We start from the raw sequence: 14553 nt of genomic DNA, 5'->3' as shown, positions 1-14553 counted from the left end.
CACGTAGCAGCGGACGCGCGTGCTGGAAGTCGGAATGTCGGACGGCCTATGCGCGGCGCACGCGATCGTCCCGGCGGCGCCTGCCGGCATGACGTTCAGCACGCGCAAGCGGCCTGCGCGAATCGCCTAATGCGACCAGGTGGCGGCGGCATGATCGCAGCGCGGATGCGATGGGAGCACTCGACCTTGCCGGCTGCCTGCACGCTCCAGGAACCGGCGACGAGGAGACAAGAAACCGTGCGTACCTCCATGCTTCCCCGCATCCTGCTACCGATGTTGTTGGCCGCTTGCTGCGCAACTGTCGAAGCGGCGGACGTCACGGTCGAAGTGGCAGAAGGCATCACCCTGCTGCCAGGCCAGTTGCAGGCAAACCACAGCCCCGATGGCAACAGCCTGATCATTCGCGGGAATGACGGCGCCGTCGTTGTCGACACGGGTCGCGGCAACGCCCACACCCAGGAACTGATCGACCTCGTCGCCGGACTCGGGGTGCCGCTGGTCGGCGTGGTCAACAGCCACTGGCACCTCGACCACATCGGCGGCAATGCGCAGTTCCGCGCGCGCTGGCCCGGTCTCCACGTCTATGCGCATCCATCGCTCGACAACGCGCTGGATGGATTCCACGCCGACTACCGCAAGCAGCTCGAATCCTACGTACCGACCCTCGAGGCCGGCTCGACCGAGCGCAAGCGCTACCAGGCCGAACTCGATCTGCTCAAGCTCGACCGCCAGTTGGCCGAGACCGACCCGGTTCGCGAATCGACGACCCTGGACCTCGGCGGTCGCATCCTCGAAGTGCATGCCAGCGCGCACTCGGTCACCGAGGGCGATCTCTGGATGTTCGATCCATCGACGCGAACCCTGGTCGCCGGCGACCTCGTCACCCTGCCCGTTCCGATGTTCGATTCGGCCTGTCCGGAAGGCTGGAAGCGCGCGCTCGGGGAATTGTCCGAGGTCCGCTTCAAACGACTGGTGCCGGGCCACGGTGCGCCGATGACGCCCGCGGCCTTCGCGACCTATCGCAAGGCCTTTGACCGCCTGCTCGAATGCTCCGCCGCTTCTGCCGACAGCAAGACCTGCATCGACGGCTGGTTCGCCGATGCGAAACCGCTGGTGTCGAAGGCTGACGAATCCTACGGACGTACCCTGCTCGCCTATTACATCGATGGCTTCATCAAGCCCGACGCAGCGGGTCGCAAGCGCTGGTGCCCGAAGGCGGACTGAATCCGCCGGCACCAGCCTTCCGGTTGGCCTCGAAACCGTCAGTGAAGATCGCGGCGGCGCTCCATGATGGAACCGGACAAGAGCCAGACGCGCTGCGGATGCGGTACGCCTGTCGTCCATGTCGTGCACGAGGGCGTCGCTGCGGCATCCCGCTTGATTGTCGCCGCTGGTGCCCAATCTTCCACGGAACCAGATCTGGAGTATCTGCCATGGCCATCTCAAACGCGCCGACCGCGCTGAAGATCGATTTCGTCTCCGATGTCTCGTGTCCGTGGTGCGCGATCGGGCTCAAATCGCTTGAGCAGGCGATCGCGCGGGTCGGCGACAGCGTCGAGGTCGAGCTGCATTTCCAGCCGTTCGAGCTCAATCCGCAGATGCCCGCGCAAGGCCAGGACGTCGCCGAGCACCTGCGGCAGAAATACGGCTCGACGCCGGAACAGCTGGCTGCCAACCGCGAAGCGATCCGCGCACGCGGTGCCGCCCTCGGCTTCACCTTCAACCAGCGCGACCGCATCTACAACACTTTCGATGCGCATCGCCTGCTGCACTGGGCGGCGCTCGAAGGTCGCGACCGTGAACTCGCCCTCAAGCACGCGCTGCTGCGCGCCTACTTCACTGATGGCGTGGACGTCTCGGCGCAGGCCAACCTGGTCCGTATCGCGGTCGAGGCCGGACTCGACGGCGATCGCGCGCAGGCCATTCTCGAAAGCGGCGAATACGGCGACGAGGTGCGCAAGCAGGAACAGCGCTACCTCGACAGCGGCATCCATGCCGTCCCTGCCGTCATCATCAACGATCGCCACCTGATCTCGGGTGGCCAGCCGCCTGAAATCTTCGAGGACGCCCTGCGCCGGATCGCGGCGCAGGGCTGATCCCGGCGCATCAAAAAGCCCGGCTCGGGGCCGGGCTTTTTTCGGCAAGGTCGGGATCAGCCGCCCTTGTCTTCCGATTTTGCAGGCTTGGTTTCCGGCGGCCGCTCGAGCAGCTTTGGCGTGCCGCGCGCAGCAGCGGCCTCTTCCGGCGTCGCCCGGCGCGCCGGCTGGATCTGACCGGCCGGAATGCCGCTCTCATCCCACGCGAAGCGCAGGTTGCTGCGGAAGATGCGCACCGGCTGCAGGTTCTTTTCGTCCTTGAGATCGCCGTACTGCCCGTACATGCCCTTCTGGCTGTTGGCGATGAAATACAGGTCGTTGCCGGCCACCGTGCCGTAGGTAGGCAGGAAGAACGCCGGATTGGCCACGTCCAGCGGCATCATGCGGGTCACGCTCTTGCCGTCCTTGGACAGCGACAGGCGGATCACGCGCTTCGGCGAGATGCCGTTCTCGATCGCGACCAGGGTGCCGTCGTAGCTGTACAGACCCTCGATGCCGCCAAGCACCAGGTGGGCCGGATCATGCTTCAGGGTGAAGCCGGTGCCTTCCTTGAGGTCGGCACCGAAAATGCCGAGGCCATAGTCGGCGAAGTACAGGATGTTGCCGTCATCGCTGACCGCAAGGCCGCGAATGCTGGTCAGCTTCGGGTTCGCCACGACCAGCTTGAGCTGGCCGTTGTCGATCGTGTAGATCTCCTTGCGTACGCCGTCGGCGGCATACACCTTGCCGTTCTTGCCGACCGTGATGCTGGACAGGCTGCGCGTGCCCTGGTCGGTCGGCAACAGGTATTTGTGCAGCAGCTTCCCGGTCGACAGCTTGAACTGGAAGATGCCGGTCTTGTTGAAGTCCTCCTGGCGGAAACCCTTGAAGTAGAGCGCCGAGGTCGAGTTCACGTAGAGCAGGTCGCGCTCGGCATCAACGGCCATCGAATACACGCTCCAGAGGCCGCTGCCATCCGCCGGCGTGATGAATTCCTTGAGCTTGCCATCCTTGTCGGCGAGGTAGATCTTGCCTTCGCGCACGCTGCCCACGAGGAACTTGCCGCGCTTGGGATCCCAGGCGATCGACTCGAACAGGGTGTCGCCCTTCGGCAGCTCGAAGGCGACCTTGCCCTCGCCGAACGGCTTCAGGTTGGCCTTGAGGTTGTCGACCACATAGGTCCAGGCTTCGGTGCCGCGAACCTTTTCGAAGCGCGGATCGTCGCTCAGATCGACGCCGTAACCCTGCTCCTTCATCTTCAGCAGAAGATCGTAGGTCTTGGACTTGTCGCCGAGGTTGGCGTAGGTCAGGGCCAGGGCCATGCGCAGGTCACCCGAATCGGGGTTCAGTTCGCTGAGGCGGGCCAGGGTCCAAGCCAGGCGCTGCTGGTCGCCGAGGCGCTCGTAACCGGCCACCATGCGATGCAGGACCGCCGGCGAGGTGATTGCACTGACCTCCGCCTCGGTGAACGTGGTGGCATCCCGCTTGCCCTGCATGTCCGCCGCCGGCTTGTCGGCCAGAACCATCGGTGCAGCCAGCAATAATGCGAGGCAACACAGCAATCGCTTGATATTCATCGATACAACCTTGGATGCTAGCGGGATATGAGGCGGTGCAGACCACGCCGCGCCCGCGAAAGTTTCATGGAGCCGACAACGATGACCGAAACCGTCACGCTTTGCAACGGAACCTGGCTACGCCTGAAACGGCGCGGGCGTTGGGAATATGCCGAACGCACCAACCCGGGCGGCGGAGTCATGATCATCGCCGTGACCGCCGAGGACAAGGTCTTGTTTGTCGAGCAGTTTCGGCCCGCGCTGGACTGCATGACGATCGAAATGCCGGCGGGCCTGGTCGGCGACAACCCCGAATCGGCCAGCGAAGGCGCGGTCGAGGCCGCCCGCCGCGAGTTGATCGAGGAAACCGGCTATGAGGCGGCCAACGTCGAGTTCATCATGGCCGGTCCGACCTCGGCTGGCATGAGCAACGAGATCCTCGCCTTCGTCCGGGCCCGCAACCTGACTCGCGTGCACGCCGGCGGCGGTGACGAAACCGAGGACATCACCCTGCACGAAGTGCCGAGAACTGAGGCGGCACGCTGGCTCGTGCAGAAGATGGCCGATGGCTTTTCGGTCGATCCGAAGATGTTCGCCGGCATGTATTTCCTTGAACACGAGGACATCATGCGCGGCGACGGCCACGGCGAATCCGTTGGATCGTAGGAGCGGCTTCAGCCGCGATGCCTTTCGAGGGGTCCGCGCGAGAGCATCGCGCCTGAAGGCGCTCCTACGAAAAGCAGCGAACAAGCGGCGCGGACCTCGCTGGCGGGCAGCGCGTTTCTGCTTCGCTGTAGGAAGCGGCTTCAGCCGCGGTGCCTTTCGAGGGATCTGCGCGAGAGCATCGCGCCTGAAGGCGCTCCTACGAAAAGCAGCGAACAAGCGGCGCGGACTTCGCTGGCGGGCAGCGCGTTCCCGCTTCGCTGTAGGAAGCGGCTTCAGCCGCGATGCCTTTCCCGCAATGTGGCGTAGAGCATCGCGCCTGAAGGCGCTTCCTACGAAAAGCGTTGCGCATGAAAGAACCTGGCGGATGGGTGGTGCGGGTTTCGATGGCGGGCGGCGCGTTGCCGCTTCGTTGTTGATGCCGGCGGTCAGATCGTCAGGCGCAGCACGAACTGCCAGATCAGCAGGGCCGCCATGCCGCCCATCGCGGCCAGGGTCAGGATCATGCCGCCCACCCGGCCGAAGCTCGGCCCCGAACTGCGTGACAGACCGACCGCATGCATCAGGCGACCGAACAGCAATGCTATGCCGAAGATGTGCACGACCAGCGGCTGGGTCTGGTTCATCTCGACGAGGAGCAGCAGGATCAAGCCGATCGACAGGTATTCGATCGCATTGCCGTGGGCACGCACGCAGCGGGCCAGGACCTTGTCGTCGCCGTCGCCGATACCGATGCGCGCGCTCCTACGCCGCGCGATCACGCGGGCCGAGAGAATGATGACGAGGATCGCGGCCAGCGCCGCATAGATTCCCGTGATGTGCATGATCGGTTCCTAGGTTGGATTCTTCGGCTCCACGGCGACCAGCCGGTCGGCGCGTTGAATGCCGCTCAGGGTCGTCGTCGCCGACGGAATGATCGAATAGCCGATGCGCAGGTCACCGACTGCGGGATTGAGCGGATCGTTGCCGATGTAAATGCGGCCATCGATCTGGCTGGCGCTGGCGGCAAGGTTGGCGGGCAACTCCTCGAGGCGCAGCGGACGCGCCACGGGTTCGACCTGGGCCAGGACCAATCCGAGATCGGGCCGGAAGGCGCCCAGATGGATGCCTTCGGCATCGAAGCGGGTCGATTCAAACGGAAACGCCGGCGGATTTTCGTGACCTTCCTGCGCATGGAAGGCCGACGAATCGATCAGCGTGTTCGACCATGCCGTCGACTGCACGCACGAGGTGTCGACGCACGCTTCCCGCCACTGGAACATCTCGACGTTGCGGATCAGCACCACCGCAGCGTCCGCTACGACACCGAGTTGCGCGTCCTTCGGCACCTGCGCCGCCTCCAGCCTGCCCTGCACGCTGACCAGGCGCCCCTCGTTGAGCGGATCGATCGAGGCCGCCGCCACCGAAATGGCCACTTCGGGAACCGCCTGCGGCTGCAGGAAACCGCGCCAGCCTCCAAAACGGTCGATGGCGAAAACGGCCAGCAGCAGTAGCAGCACGGCGCAGGCGACGATGGCGTTCTGGCGAATTCGTTTCAAGCAGGCGGCCTCGGATGTCGGATCGGGTTCGGCGCCCGTTGTCAGGCCGATTTCGGGATCAGCACCGAAACCGCATCGATCTGCAATTCGGTCGAACGGACCTCGCTGGCGCCGTCCTTCTTCAGGTGCTCGAGTTCCTTGTCACCAAGCATCTTTACCGTGAGCGTGCCATAGACCACCGCCGGTCCATTCGAGTCCTTGGGCACGCCGAACGCATGATCGTGCATCGTTACGCGCGCGAAACTGTCGTTCTCGCCGCTCAGCACCACCCAGCAACCCTGCTTCTGGCAGACCTCGGTGATGCGCCCGCTGAACGCGGTCGGCTTGCCGGCATGTTCGGCCAGATTGGCTGCGGCGGCATCGATGCTCACGGCCGCCGGCACCGGCGTCGGCAGCGGTTCACCGTAGACGGCGCCGGCCGCAGTTTGCTCGACCGGCGCCGTGGCGAACGCCTTTTCCTTGTGTCCGGCCTCTTCGTGGGCGATGGCACCGCTGCTGACCAGCAGGAACATCAGGATCGCTGCACGCATGGAAAACTCCTCTCGTTGGTTCGTCGGTCGCTCAGGCGGCCAGCGGCCAGGCTACCAGGGAAGGCATCTCGTCGCGGGTGCCATAACGTCCCTTCTCGTCGCGCTCCACCGCCGCCATCGCGCACTCGCTGTCGTGGGTGAAGAACAGGCGCACGTTGCGTTTGCGCTTGTCCTCGAGGAAGGCCTGCTTCTCGTCGATCAGCAGTTCGGGATAGCGGTCGTAGCCCATCGTGATCGGCAGGTGTACCCAGGGCCGACCCGGAATGAGGTCGGCGCAGAACACCACGCCACCGTCCTCGGCGACGATCTCGGCCAGCATCAGGCCCGGCGTATGACCATTGGAAATCTCGAAGCGCACGGCCTCGCCCAGCACTTTCGAATATGGACCGTCGACGATCTCGAGGCGGCCGCTGTCGAGCAGCAGTTGCGGTAACTCCGCGATGAACGAGGCGCGATCGCGCGGATGCGGATGCAACGCGCGCTGCCAGTGTTCGGCACCGACCACGAAGGTCGCATTCGGGAACAGCAGCGACGGCGGCTGGCCTTCCTGCCAGGCCGCGAGCAGGCCGCCGGCATGGTCGAAGTGCAGGTGCGAGAGCACGACCACATCGATGTCGGTATGCGCGAACCCGGCCGCGGCGAGTGAATCGAGCAGCACATGGTTCGCTTCGACCACGCCATAGCGTTCGCGCAGCTTCGGCTCGAAAAACGCGCCGATACCGGTCTCGAACAGCACGGTCTTGCCGGCCAGGCCTTCGGCGAGCAAGGCGCGACAGGCCAACGGAATCGCATTGCTCGCATCCGGCGCGATCCATTTCTGCCAGACCGCCTTCGGCGCATTGCCGAACATGGCGCCGCCATCGAGGCGCTGCGAATTGCCGATGATCGACCAGAGTTTCATGGGCTCACTGTACCTTGCCGCTGCTCATTTCCTCGCGCGGATCGGATCCGGCGTGGAGCGTATTGGTCTTGCGGTCCCAGCTGACCATGTTCATCAGGCCCCAGGTTCGTTCGGCGTCGTTGACGATATGGCCCATGGCCTGCAAGGCCCGGGTCTCCTCGCGCGTGAACGCGTTCGGTTCGGCCGAGACGACATCGGGCAGGTACTGGTGGTGATAGCGCGGATTGGCCACGACCTTCTCCGGCAACTCGCCGTCGATGAAGGCGAGGATGCCCTCGAACACCATCGTGATGATGCGGCTGCCGCCAGGCGTGCCGATCACGCCGACGCGGTCGTTGCCGATAACGAAGCTCGGCGTCATCGACGACAGCGGCCGATGCCCGGGCTTCGGCGCATTGGCGTCGCCGCCGACCAGGCCGAACGCATTCGGCTGGCCCGGCAGCAAGGCGAAATCGTCCATTTCGTTGTTCAGTACGAAACCGGTGCCGGCGACGACGAAGCCCGAGCCGAGGGTGAGGTTCACGGTCTTGGTCACTGCCGCCATGTTGCCGTCGGCGTCGATAATCGAATAGTGCGTGGTGTGCTCGGACTCGTTCGGCGGAATGTAGCCCGGCAGCAAGTCGCTCGGCGTCGCCTTTTCCGGATGGATCGAAGCCCGCAGTCCGGCCGCGTAGAGCGGGCTCAGCAATTCGGCCACCGGCATCTCCACGTAATCCGGATCGCCGAGGTATTCGGCGCGGTCGCGATAGGCCCGGCGCATCGCCTCGATGTTCAGGTGGATGCGATGCACGCGGTCGCGCTTGGCCAGGTTGTAACCGGACAGGATGTTGAACATCTCACCGAGCGCGATGCCGCCCGAGGACGGCGGCGGCGAGGTGACGATGCGCCAGCCGCGATAGTCGAGCGCGATCGGCTCGCGTTCCCTGACCGTGTAGGCGGCCAGGTCGTCGAGGGTCCAGATGCCGCCAGCGGCGCGTACCGCATCGACCAGCTTCGCCGCGAACTCGCCCTTGTAGAAGCCGTCGTTGCCCTGGCTCGCGATGCGCTCGAGGGTGTCGGCGAGATCCGGATTTTTCCAGGTCGCGCCTTCGGCCGGCGCCTCACCATCGACCATGTACAGCGCCACCGACGCCGGCCAGCGCTGCAGCACTTCCTTGCGCCGCTCGATCGAGGCGCGGAAACGCGCGTAGACCGGAAAGCCCTCGCGGGCGATGCGGATCGCCGGGGCCAGCGATTCCGAGAGGGGCAGCTTGCCGTATTTCCCGGCCAGCCAGACGTAGGCCGCCGGCTCGCCCGGAATGCCGGCTGACAGCGGTCCGTTGATCGACTTGTCGCGATCGAGCTTGCCCTCGGCGTCAGCCCAGAGTTCGCCCTTGCTCGCCGCGGGCGCCGTCTCGCGCGCATCGAGGAAGGTGTCCTTGCCGTCGCTGGCCCGGTGCAGCAGGAAAAAACCGCCGCCGCCGATGCCCGAACTCGAGGGTTCGATCACGGCCAGCGTGGCGCCGACCGCAATGGCCGCGTCGAAGGCATTGCCGCCCTTGGCCAGCACTTCGAGGCCGGCATCGGTGGCGATCCGGTGCGAGCTGGCCACGGCGGCCTTGCCTGGACCGCTGGCCGGCAGAGACGGCGCTGCCGATGGCGTGGTCGACGCGTCCTGCGCGTCGGTGACATTGCAGCCGGCCAGCAGGGCCAGACCGGCAAGGAGGATCCAGAGTCGGTTCATGTGCTCTCCGCGCCGGTCAGCACCGCGTACTTGGCCAGCAGTTGTTCAGGCGATTCGGGATGCTGCGGATCGAGGATGATGCACTCGACCGGACAGACCTCGACGCATTGCGGAACATCGAAGTGCCCCACGCACTCGGTGCACTGGGACGGCGCGATTTCGTAGATCTCGGCACCCGGGCTGATCGCCGTATTCGGACAAACCGGTTCGCATACATCGCAATTGATGCATTGATCGGTGATCTTGAGCGCCATGGGATGCCTAGCTGGCGCGCCCTGGCCGAACCGGCAAGGGCGCGCCGAATGGTTCCTTACTTCATTTCGGCGAAGCGGAAGGTCGCGCCGGAGGTGGTCAGCGCTTCCTTGACCCGGTCGGAATCGGCCTGCGCGCCGACGAACAGCACGGTCACGTCATGGAAGGTGCCGGCGCCCGAATCGGCAAAGGCATCGACGACGAGGTTGGCCGTGGTCGCCGAATCGGGCCCGCCAAAGGCCATCATGTTGCCCGGCAGCACGCCGCGCGCGACCGTGTTACGCACGTTCTCGAGCTGGTTGCTGCGATCGATCTCGGTCTTGCCGTCATCTCCGGCCGGCACGAAGTACATGTACGGGCGGTTGGTCTTGACGCCCTGCATGTTCTGCATGACCACCTGGGCGAGGTACTTCTTCCAGGCCGCGGCGTCGGATCCCGGCGCCGGAACGGTCACCACCTCGGCGGCCTGCTCGACGGGCGCCTGCTCGGCTTCCTTGTTGCCGCAGGCCGACAGGCCCAGCGCCATCGCAACGGCGGCAACGAGGATGAACAGATTCTTTCTCAACATGTTTGCAACTCCTATCGGGATACGCCTAAGGATACCGCGAACCCGGCCGGCGGGCCGAATTCGGGACGTTCCGAGGCAAGGAACGCGGGTGGATGAAAGCGGTCGATCAGGCCCAGCGGCGCGACAGCGCCTGCTGCACCACCGGATGGACGAATCCGGACACATCGCCGCCGAGTCGCGCGATTTCGCGCACGAGCGACGAAGAAATGAAGCTGTATTGCTCGGCCGGGGTCAGGAACATCGTCTCGGCCAGCGGAATCAGGTGCCGGTTCATGCTGGCGAGCTGGAACTCGTATTCGAAATCCGACACCGCGCGCAGGCCGCGCAGGATTACCCCGGCCTCGATCTCATTGACGAAACTCGCCAGCAGGGTCGAAAACCCGCGCACCTCGACATTCGCAATCCCATCCAGCGCTGCACTGGCCATGTCCAGCCGCTCGTCGAGGGCGAAACAGGGGCCCTTGCTCTGGCTATCCGCAATCGCCACCACGAGCCGGTCGAACAACGGCGCAGCCCGCGTCACCAGGTCGATATGACCGTTGGTGATCGGATCGAACGTGCCCGGATAGACCGCGACACGGGTCCGCGAATGGGGAACCGACATCAGTCACCTGAACGACTGCCTGGATCGCCCTAGCATAGCCGAAGAGTCCGCCGCCTTGGCCATCACGCCGCGCTCCCCCATCCGTCGCGCCAGGAGCATCGGGCCTGAAGGCCCTTCCTACGAAAAGGGCGATGGGAGGCGCGGGCTTCGATGGCTGGTGACGCGTTGCCGCTCCGTCGTAGGAGCGGCTTCAGCCGCGATGCGCTCCTATCCATCCCACCAGAAGCATCGCGCCTGAAGGCGCTCCTACGAAAAGCGCGATGGGCGGCGCGGGCGTCGATGGCTGGTGACGCGTTGCCGCTCCGTCGTAGGAGCGGCTTCAGCCGCGATGCTCTCTGCCGAACCTTGCAGAAGAACATCGTACCCGGGGCTCATCCCGCCGGATCATGAAGACCGGCCTATCCGGCCCGGCGATACAGAGCGAAAGACACCGCTCCAGCCTTCCCCTCTCGATACAGATTCCAGGTCGGCGGCAGTTCCAACCGGGTTCCCATCGGAGCCTCGACATAAATCCACGCCGACTCGGCCAGCCAGCCATTCGCCTCGAGCCGGCGCGCCGCCTCGGCCCACAGGTCCGCCCCAAAGGGAGGATCGAGAAACACCAGGTCGAAGCGCCCCGCAGGCTGGGCCAGCCAGACCAGCGCATCCGCGCAGACCACGCGCGCACCCGGCACCTTCAAACGCGCCAGCGTAGCCTCAAGCCGCCCGGCCAGGCCGCGATCGCGCTCGACGAACACGCACTCCCCGGCCCCGCGCGAAAGCGCCTCGATGCCCAACGCCCCGGTCCCCGCAAACAGATCCAGGCAACGGGCACCCTCGATCATCGGCGCGAGCCAGTTGAACAGGGTCTCGCGCACCCGATCGCTGGTCGGCCGCAAGCCCTCCTGGTCGACCACGTCGATACGACTGCCGCGCAAGCTGCCTGCGACAATCCGAAGCTTGCCCGCGCCCCGCAAATCCCGCGCCATCCGAACTCCTCCATGCCCCGCCGACCGGCGCAGCGTCGCAGTCAATCGCCGCCACCCACCCGCTCGATGGCCGCACAGCGGCCCGCAAGCCCAAGCATTCACCCACACAGTGATAGCATGCCGCGCATTCCCCTGTTCAACCATCCCCGCAATGCTCAAGTTCTGGAAAAAGAAGCCCGTCGACGAAACGAAAGCCGCGGAGAAGTCCGTCGACGGTGGCGCCGAGGACATCACCCAGGAAGTCCCGACCGAGGCACCAGATGCTTCGCAAGCGCCGATCGATCTCGCCGTCACGGCGGAACTGCCGATAATGCCGGCGCAAGGTCCGGACATGCCGATCGACCTCGCCATCACCGAGGAACGCGAAGTCGATCCGCGCCTGCTCGAACCGGCCCCTGAAACCGCCGAACTCCCGATGAAGAAGAGCTGGCGCGACCGCCTTTCCGGCAGCGGCCTGGCCAAGGGCCTCGGCGGCCTGTTTGCACGCAACCCCAAGCTCGATGAAGACCTGCTCGACGCCCTCGAAACCTGCCTGATCACGGCCGACGTCGGCATCACCGCCTCCACCGACATCGTCGAGGAACTGCGCAAGCGCGTAGCCAAGCGCGAATTCGCCGACGCCGACGCCCTGCTCGGCGCGCTGCGCACGCGCCTGGTCGACCTGCTCAAGCCGGTTGAAAAGCCGCTCGACATCAGCGCCCACACCCCGTTCGTGCTGCTCATGGTCGGCGTCAACGGCGTCGGCAAGACCACCACCATCGGCAAGATCGCGCGCCGATTCCTGCACCAGGAACGCAGCCTCATGCTGGCCGCCGGCGACACCTTCCGCGCCGCCGCCGTCGAACAGCTGCAAACCTGGGGCCAGCGCAACGGCGTTCACGTGATCTCTCAAGCCTCCGGCGCCGATTCGGCCAGCGTCATCTTCGATGCCTACCAGGCCGCCCGCGCGCGCAAGGTCGACCTGCTGATCGCCGACACCGCCGGCCGGCTGCACACCCAGTCAGGCCTGATGGATGAACTGGGCAAGATCCGCCGCGTGCTTGGCAAGATCGACGGCAATGCCCCGCACGAGGTGCTGATGGTCATCGACGGCACCACCGGCCAGAACGCCATCGCCCAGGTCCGCCACTTCCGCGAGGCAATCGGCGTCACCGGCCTCGTCGTGACCAAGCTCGACGGCACTGCCAAGGGCGGCGTGGTGTTCGCCCTGGCCCGCGAATTCGGCTTGCCGATCCGTTACATCGGCCTCGGCGAAGGCGCCGAAGACCTCCGCGCATTCAACGCGCAGGCCTTCGTCGACGGTCTATTGCCAGCATCGCTCGCGAAAATCACCACCAGCAACTGACCGCGTTTCCCTTCTCCCACTTACGGGAGAGGCCACTCCACCGCAGACGCAAATGTTTCCTTCTCCCGCGAGCGGGAGAAGGTCCCGAAGGGGGATGAGGGTGCGCTCTTGATTTCAACATCACGTTCCGCCCGACCACCCTCACCAGCCTGTCGGCAGCCTCTCCCGCCAGCGGGAGAGGCACTTCACACCACAGCACCGCCGCGAATCCCTTCTGCCCCACGCAACAGACCGCCACTATTTTCCTTCTCCCGCTGGCGGGAGACAAAACGGCAGGATTGCCGTTTTGAGCAGCGAATGCTGCCCGCAGGGCGAGCGCCAGGGATGGCGCGAGTTCAGGTCCCGCAGGGGGATGAGGGTGGGCTTTTGCCTTTGTTTTCCGTTCGAACCCGCGATCACCATGGATAGCTTCGCCAAATACCTGCTCGCCTGGTTCGATGTGCACGGCCGCAGCAACCTGCCCTGGCAGCACCCGCGCACGCCGTATCGGGTCTGGCTCAGCGAGGTGATGCTGCAGCAGACCCAGGTGCGCACGGTAATCCCGTATTTCGAACGCTTCGTGCTGGCCCTGCCGACGCTCATCGATCTCGCCAACACGCCGCAGGATCGCGTTCTCGGCCTCTGGTCCGGCCTCGGCTACTACAGCCGCGCGCGCAACCTGCACCGCTGCGCCCAAATGTGCGTCGAACAACACAATGGCGAACTGCCCGATGCAATGGAGGCACTAGCCGCCCTGCCCGGTATCGGCCGCTCGACCGCGGCCGCCATCCTCGCCCAGGCCCACGACCAGTCGCACGCGATCCTCGACGGCAACGTGCGCCGCGTGCTCGCACGCTTCCACGGCCTGCACGGCTGGCCCGGGCAGAGTGCCGTGCAGGCCGAACTCTGGCGCCTCGCCGAATCGCATACGCCCTCCCGACGCGTGGCCGACTACACCCAGGCGATCATGGACCTCGGCGCCCTGGTCTGCACCCGCAGCAAGCCGCGCTGCAGCGAATGCCCGCTGAGTGGCGACTGCGTCGCCCGCCGCGAAGGCCTGACCGCGCAATTGCCGCAGCCCAAGCCGCAAAAGAAAATCCCGACCCGCGAACTGACCATGCTGATCGTGCGCGACCACGAGGGCCGCATCCTGCTCGAACGCCGACCGCCGACCGGCGTCTGGGCACGCCTGTGGAGCCTGCCGCAAGGCGACAGCCTCGAGAGCGCCAGCCAATCGCTTAGCGCCGCGCACGCGTTCGCCAACGGCCGCCTCTCGGTCCTGCCCGAATTCGCCCACGCCTTCAGCCACTACAAGCTCAAGGTCACGCCGATGCTGCTGCAGATCGAAACGCCGGAACCGAAGATCGCCGACAACCCCGACCGCGACTGGTTCGCCTCCCACGAACTCGCCGAATTGGGTCTGCCCGCGCCGGTGCGTAAACTGCTCGCATCCCTTCCCCCGGAAACCGAACCATGCGAACCGTCCACTGCGTAAAACTCGGCTTCGAAGCCGAAGGCCTCAACTTCGCCCCCTGGCCCGGCGAACTCGGCAAGCGCATCTACGAAAACGTATCGAAGCAGGCCTGGGCCGACTGGATGGCCCACCAGACCATGCTGATCAACGAAAACCGCCTCAATCCCCTCGACGCAAGCACGAGAACCTTCCTCGCCGCCGAGATGGAAAAATACTTCTTCGGCGAAGGCTCCGAAGCCCCCGCCGGCTTCGTCAAACCCCCTTCCCACTAAAGCCGCTCCGCCTTCCCCGTAGGAGCGGCTTCAGCCGCGATGCTTCGCGCACGGCGAAGCACAAAGCGTCGAGCCTGAAGGCTCTTCCTACGAAAAGCCTGCGAT

At 65.4% G+C, this 14553-nt stretch carries 16 protein-coding genes; 6 read left to right on the top strand and 10 right to left on the bottom strand.

Translation table 11 applies throughout. The features are described 5' to 3' along the window. Positions 1 to 237: 237 nt before the first annotated feature. A complete protein-coding gene (locus tag BM125_RS05240; protein WP_175497922.1) occupies positions 238 to 1224 on the top strand; it encodes an MBL fold metallo-hydrolase in 987 nt (328 codons plus the stop codon). A gap of 209 nt (positions 1225 to 1433) precedes the next feature. Next, positions 1434 to 2096 carry a DsbA family oxidoreductase gene (locus BM125_RS05235; protein ID WP_092405636.1) on the top strand — a complete coding sequence of 221 codons (663 nt, stop codon included), beginning with the start codon at positions 1434 to 1436 and terminating at the stop codon, positions 2094 to 2096. 56 nt (positions 2097 to 2152) lie between these two features. On the opposite strand, the gene BM125_RS05230 is transcribed toward BM125_RS05235, so the two are convergent. Next, on the bottom strand, positions 2153 to 3652 hold the full coding sequence (locus tag BM125_RS05230) for an NHL repeat-containing protein (RefSeq protein WP_139224867.1): 1500 nt from the start codon (positions 3650 to 3652) through the stop codon (positions 2153 to 2155). 81 nt (positions 3653 to 3733) lie between these two features. Here BM125_RS05230 and BM125_RS05225 point away from each other — a divergent pair, with 81 nt between their 5' ends. Next, complete coding sequence (locus BM125_RS05225; protein ID WP_092406000.1) at positions 3734 to 4297, top strand: NUDIX hydrolase; 564 nt, start codon at positions 3734 to 3736, stop codon at positions 4295 to 4297. Between the two features lie 425 nt (positions 4298 to 4722). Here BM125_RS05225 and BM125_RS05220 read toward each other — a convergent pair whose 3' ends face one another. The 9 genes from BM125_RS05220 to rsmD form a co-directional block, all read right to left on the bottom strand. Continuing rightward, positions 4723 to 5118: an MAPEG family protein gene (locus BM125_RS05220; protein WP_092405632.1), complete on the bottom strand. Its 396-nt coding sequence runs from the start codon at positions 5116 to 5118 to the stop codon at positions 4723 to 4725. A 9-nt stretch (positions 5119 to 5127) separates the two neighbouring features. Next, the gene (locus BM125_RS05215) at positions 5128 to 5832 is read right to left on the bottom strand and encodes a TMEM43 family protein (protein ID WP_092405630.1); all 705 of its coding nucleotides are present in this window, start codon (positions 5830 to 5832) and stop codon (positions 5128 to 5130) included. A 41-nt stretch (positions 5833 to 5873) separates the two neighbouring features. Further along, positions 5874 to 6362 (bottom strand): DUF4920 domain-containing protein, encoded by a 489-nt coding sequence (locus BM125_RS05210; protein ID WP_092405628.1) that lies wholly within the window; start codon positions 6360 to 6362, stop codon positions 5874 to 5876. Positions 6363 to 6393: 31 nt separating this feature from the next. Further along, complete coding sequence (locus BM125_RS05205; protein WP_092405626.1) at positions 6394 to 7263, bottom strand: MBL fold metallo-hydrolase; 870 nt, start codon at positions 7261 to 7263, stop codon at positions 6394 to 6396. Positions 7264 to 7267: 4 nt separating this feature from the next. Continuing rightward, on the bottom strand, positions 7268 to 8986 hold the full coding sequence (gene ggt / locus BM125_RS05200) for a gamma-glutamyltransferase (RefSeq protein ID WP_092405624.1): 1719 nt from the start codon (positions 8984 to 8986) through the stop codon (positions 7268 to 7270). Beyond that, positions 8983 to 9240 (bottom strand): YfhL family 4Fe-4S dicluster ferredoxin, encoded by a 258-nt coding sequence (locus BM125_RS05195; RefSeq protein WP_092405622.1) that lies wholly within the window; start codon positions 9238 to 9240, stop codon positions 8983 to 8985. The genes ggt and BM125_RS05195 overlap by 4 nt, the downstream gene beginning before the upstream one ends. 56 nt (positions 9241 to 9296) lie before the next feature. Next, positions 9297 to 9806: a lipoprotein gene (locus BM125_RS05190; RefSeq protein WP_245778801.1), complete on the bottom strand. Its 510-nt coding sequence runs from the start codon at positions 9804 to 9806 to the stop codon at positions 9297 to 9299. Between the two features lie 106 nt (positions 9807 to 9912). Next, positions 9913 to 10410 carry a pantetheine-phosphate adenylyltransferase gene (gene coaD, locus BM125_RS05185; RefSeq protein WP_092405620.1) on the bottom strand — a complete coding sequence of 166 codons (498 nt, stop codon included), beginning with the start codon at positions 10408 to 10410 and terminating at the stop codon, positions 9913 to 9915. Positions 10411 to 10808: 398 nt separating this feature from the next. Next, on the bottom strand, positions 10809 to 11378 hold the full coding sequence (rsmD, locus tag BM125_RS05180; protein WP_092405618.1) for a 16S rRNA (guanine(966)-N(2))-methyltransferase RsmD: 570 nt from the start codon (positions 11376 to 11378) through the stop codon (positions 10809 to 10811). A gap of 151 nt (positions 11379 to 11529) precedes the next feature. On the opposite strand from rsmD, the gene ftsY reads away from it, so the two are divergent. From ftsY to BM125_RS05165, 3 genes are all read left to right on the top strand, one after another. Continuing rightward, positions 11530 to 12723: a signal recognition particle-docking protein FtsY gene (gene ftsY / locus BM125_RS05175; protein ID WP_092405616.1), complete on the top strand. Its 1194-nt coding sequence runs from the start codon at positions 11530 to 11532 to the stop codon at positions 12721 to 12723. A gap of 400 nt (positions 12724 to 13123) precedes the next feature. Next, complete coding sequence (gene mutY / locus BM125_RS05170; RefSeq protein WP_092405614.1) at positions 13124 to 14197, top strand: A/G-specific adenine glycosylase; 1074 nt, start codon at positions 13124 to 13126, stop codon at positions 14195 to 14197. Then, positions 14176 to 14448: an oxidative damage protection protein gene (locus tag BM125_RS05165; RefSeq protein WP_092405612.1), complete on the top strand. Its 273-nt coding sequence runs from the start codon at positions 14176 to 14178 to the stop codon at positions 14446 to 14448. Before mutY ends, BM125_RS05165 begins: the two co-directional genes overlap by 22 nt. Positions 14449 to 14553 lie beyond the last annotated feature (105 nt).

This window comes from Dokdonella immobilis (assembly GCF_900115085.1).
Classification (GTDB): Bacteria; Pseudomonadota; Gammaproteobacteria; order Xanthomonadales; family Rhodanobacteraceae; genus Dokdonella; species Dokdonella immobilis.
This window is presented reverse-complemented; position numbering and strand designations above follow the sequence as displayed.

Coding starts and splice junctions, on each gene's coding strand:
- BM125_RS05235 (WP_092405636.1), top strand. CDS start 1,434: ATGGCCATCTCAAACGCGCCGACCGCGCTGAAGATCGATTTCGTCTCC.
- BM125_RS05230 (WP_139224867.1), bottom strand. CDS start 3,652: ATGAATATCAAGCGATTGCTGTGTTGCCTCGCATTATTGCTGGCTGCA.
- BM125_RS05225 (WP_092406000.1), top strand. CDS start 3,734: ATGACCGAAACCGTCACGCTTTGCAACGGAACCTGGCTACGCCTGAAA.
- BM125_RS05220 (WP_092405632.1), bottom strand. CDS start 5,118: ATGCACATCACGGGAATCTATGCGGCGCTGGCCGCGATCCTCGTCATC.
- BM125_RS05210 (WP_092405628.1), bottom strand. CDS start 6,362: ATGCGTGCAGCGATCCTGATGTTCCTGCTGGTCAGCAGCGGTGCCATC.
- BM125_RS05205 (WP_092405626.1), bottom strand. CDS start 7,263: ATGAAACTCTGGTCGATCATCGGCAATTCGCAGCGCCTCGATGGCGGC.
- ggt (WP_092405624.1), bottom strand. CDS start 8,986: ATGAACCGACTCTGGATCCTCCTTGCCGGTCTGGCCCTGCTGGCCGGC.
- BM125_RS05195 (WP_092405622.1), bottom strand. CDS start 9,240: ATGGCGCTCAAGATCACCGATCAATGCATCAATTGCGATGTATGCGAA.
- BM125_RS05190 (WP_245778801.1), bottom strand. CDS start 9,806: ATGTTGAGAAAGAATCTGTTCATCCTCGTTGCCGCCGTTGCGATGGCG.
- coaD (WP_092405620.1), bottom strand. CDS start 10,410: ATGTCGGTTCCCCATTCGCGGACCCGTGTCGCGGTCTATCCGGGCACG.
- rsmD (WP_092405618.1), bottom strand. CDS start 11,378: ATGGCGCGGGATTTGCGGGGCGCGGGCAAGCTTCGGATTGTCGCAGGC.
- ftsY (WP_092405616.1), top strand. CDS start 11,530: ATGCTCAAGTTCTGGAAAAAGAAGCCCGTCGACGAAACGAAAGCCGCG.
- mutY (WP_092405614.1), top strand. CDS start 13,124: ATGGATAGCTTCGCCAAATACCTGCTCGCCTGGTTCGATGTGCACGGC.
- BM125_RS05165 (WP_092405612.1), top strand. CDS start 14,176: ATGCGAACCGTCCACTGCGTAAAACTCGGCTTCGAAGCCGAAGGCCTC.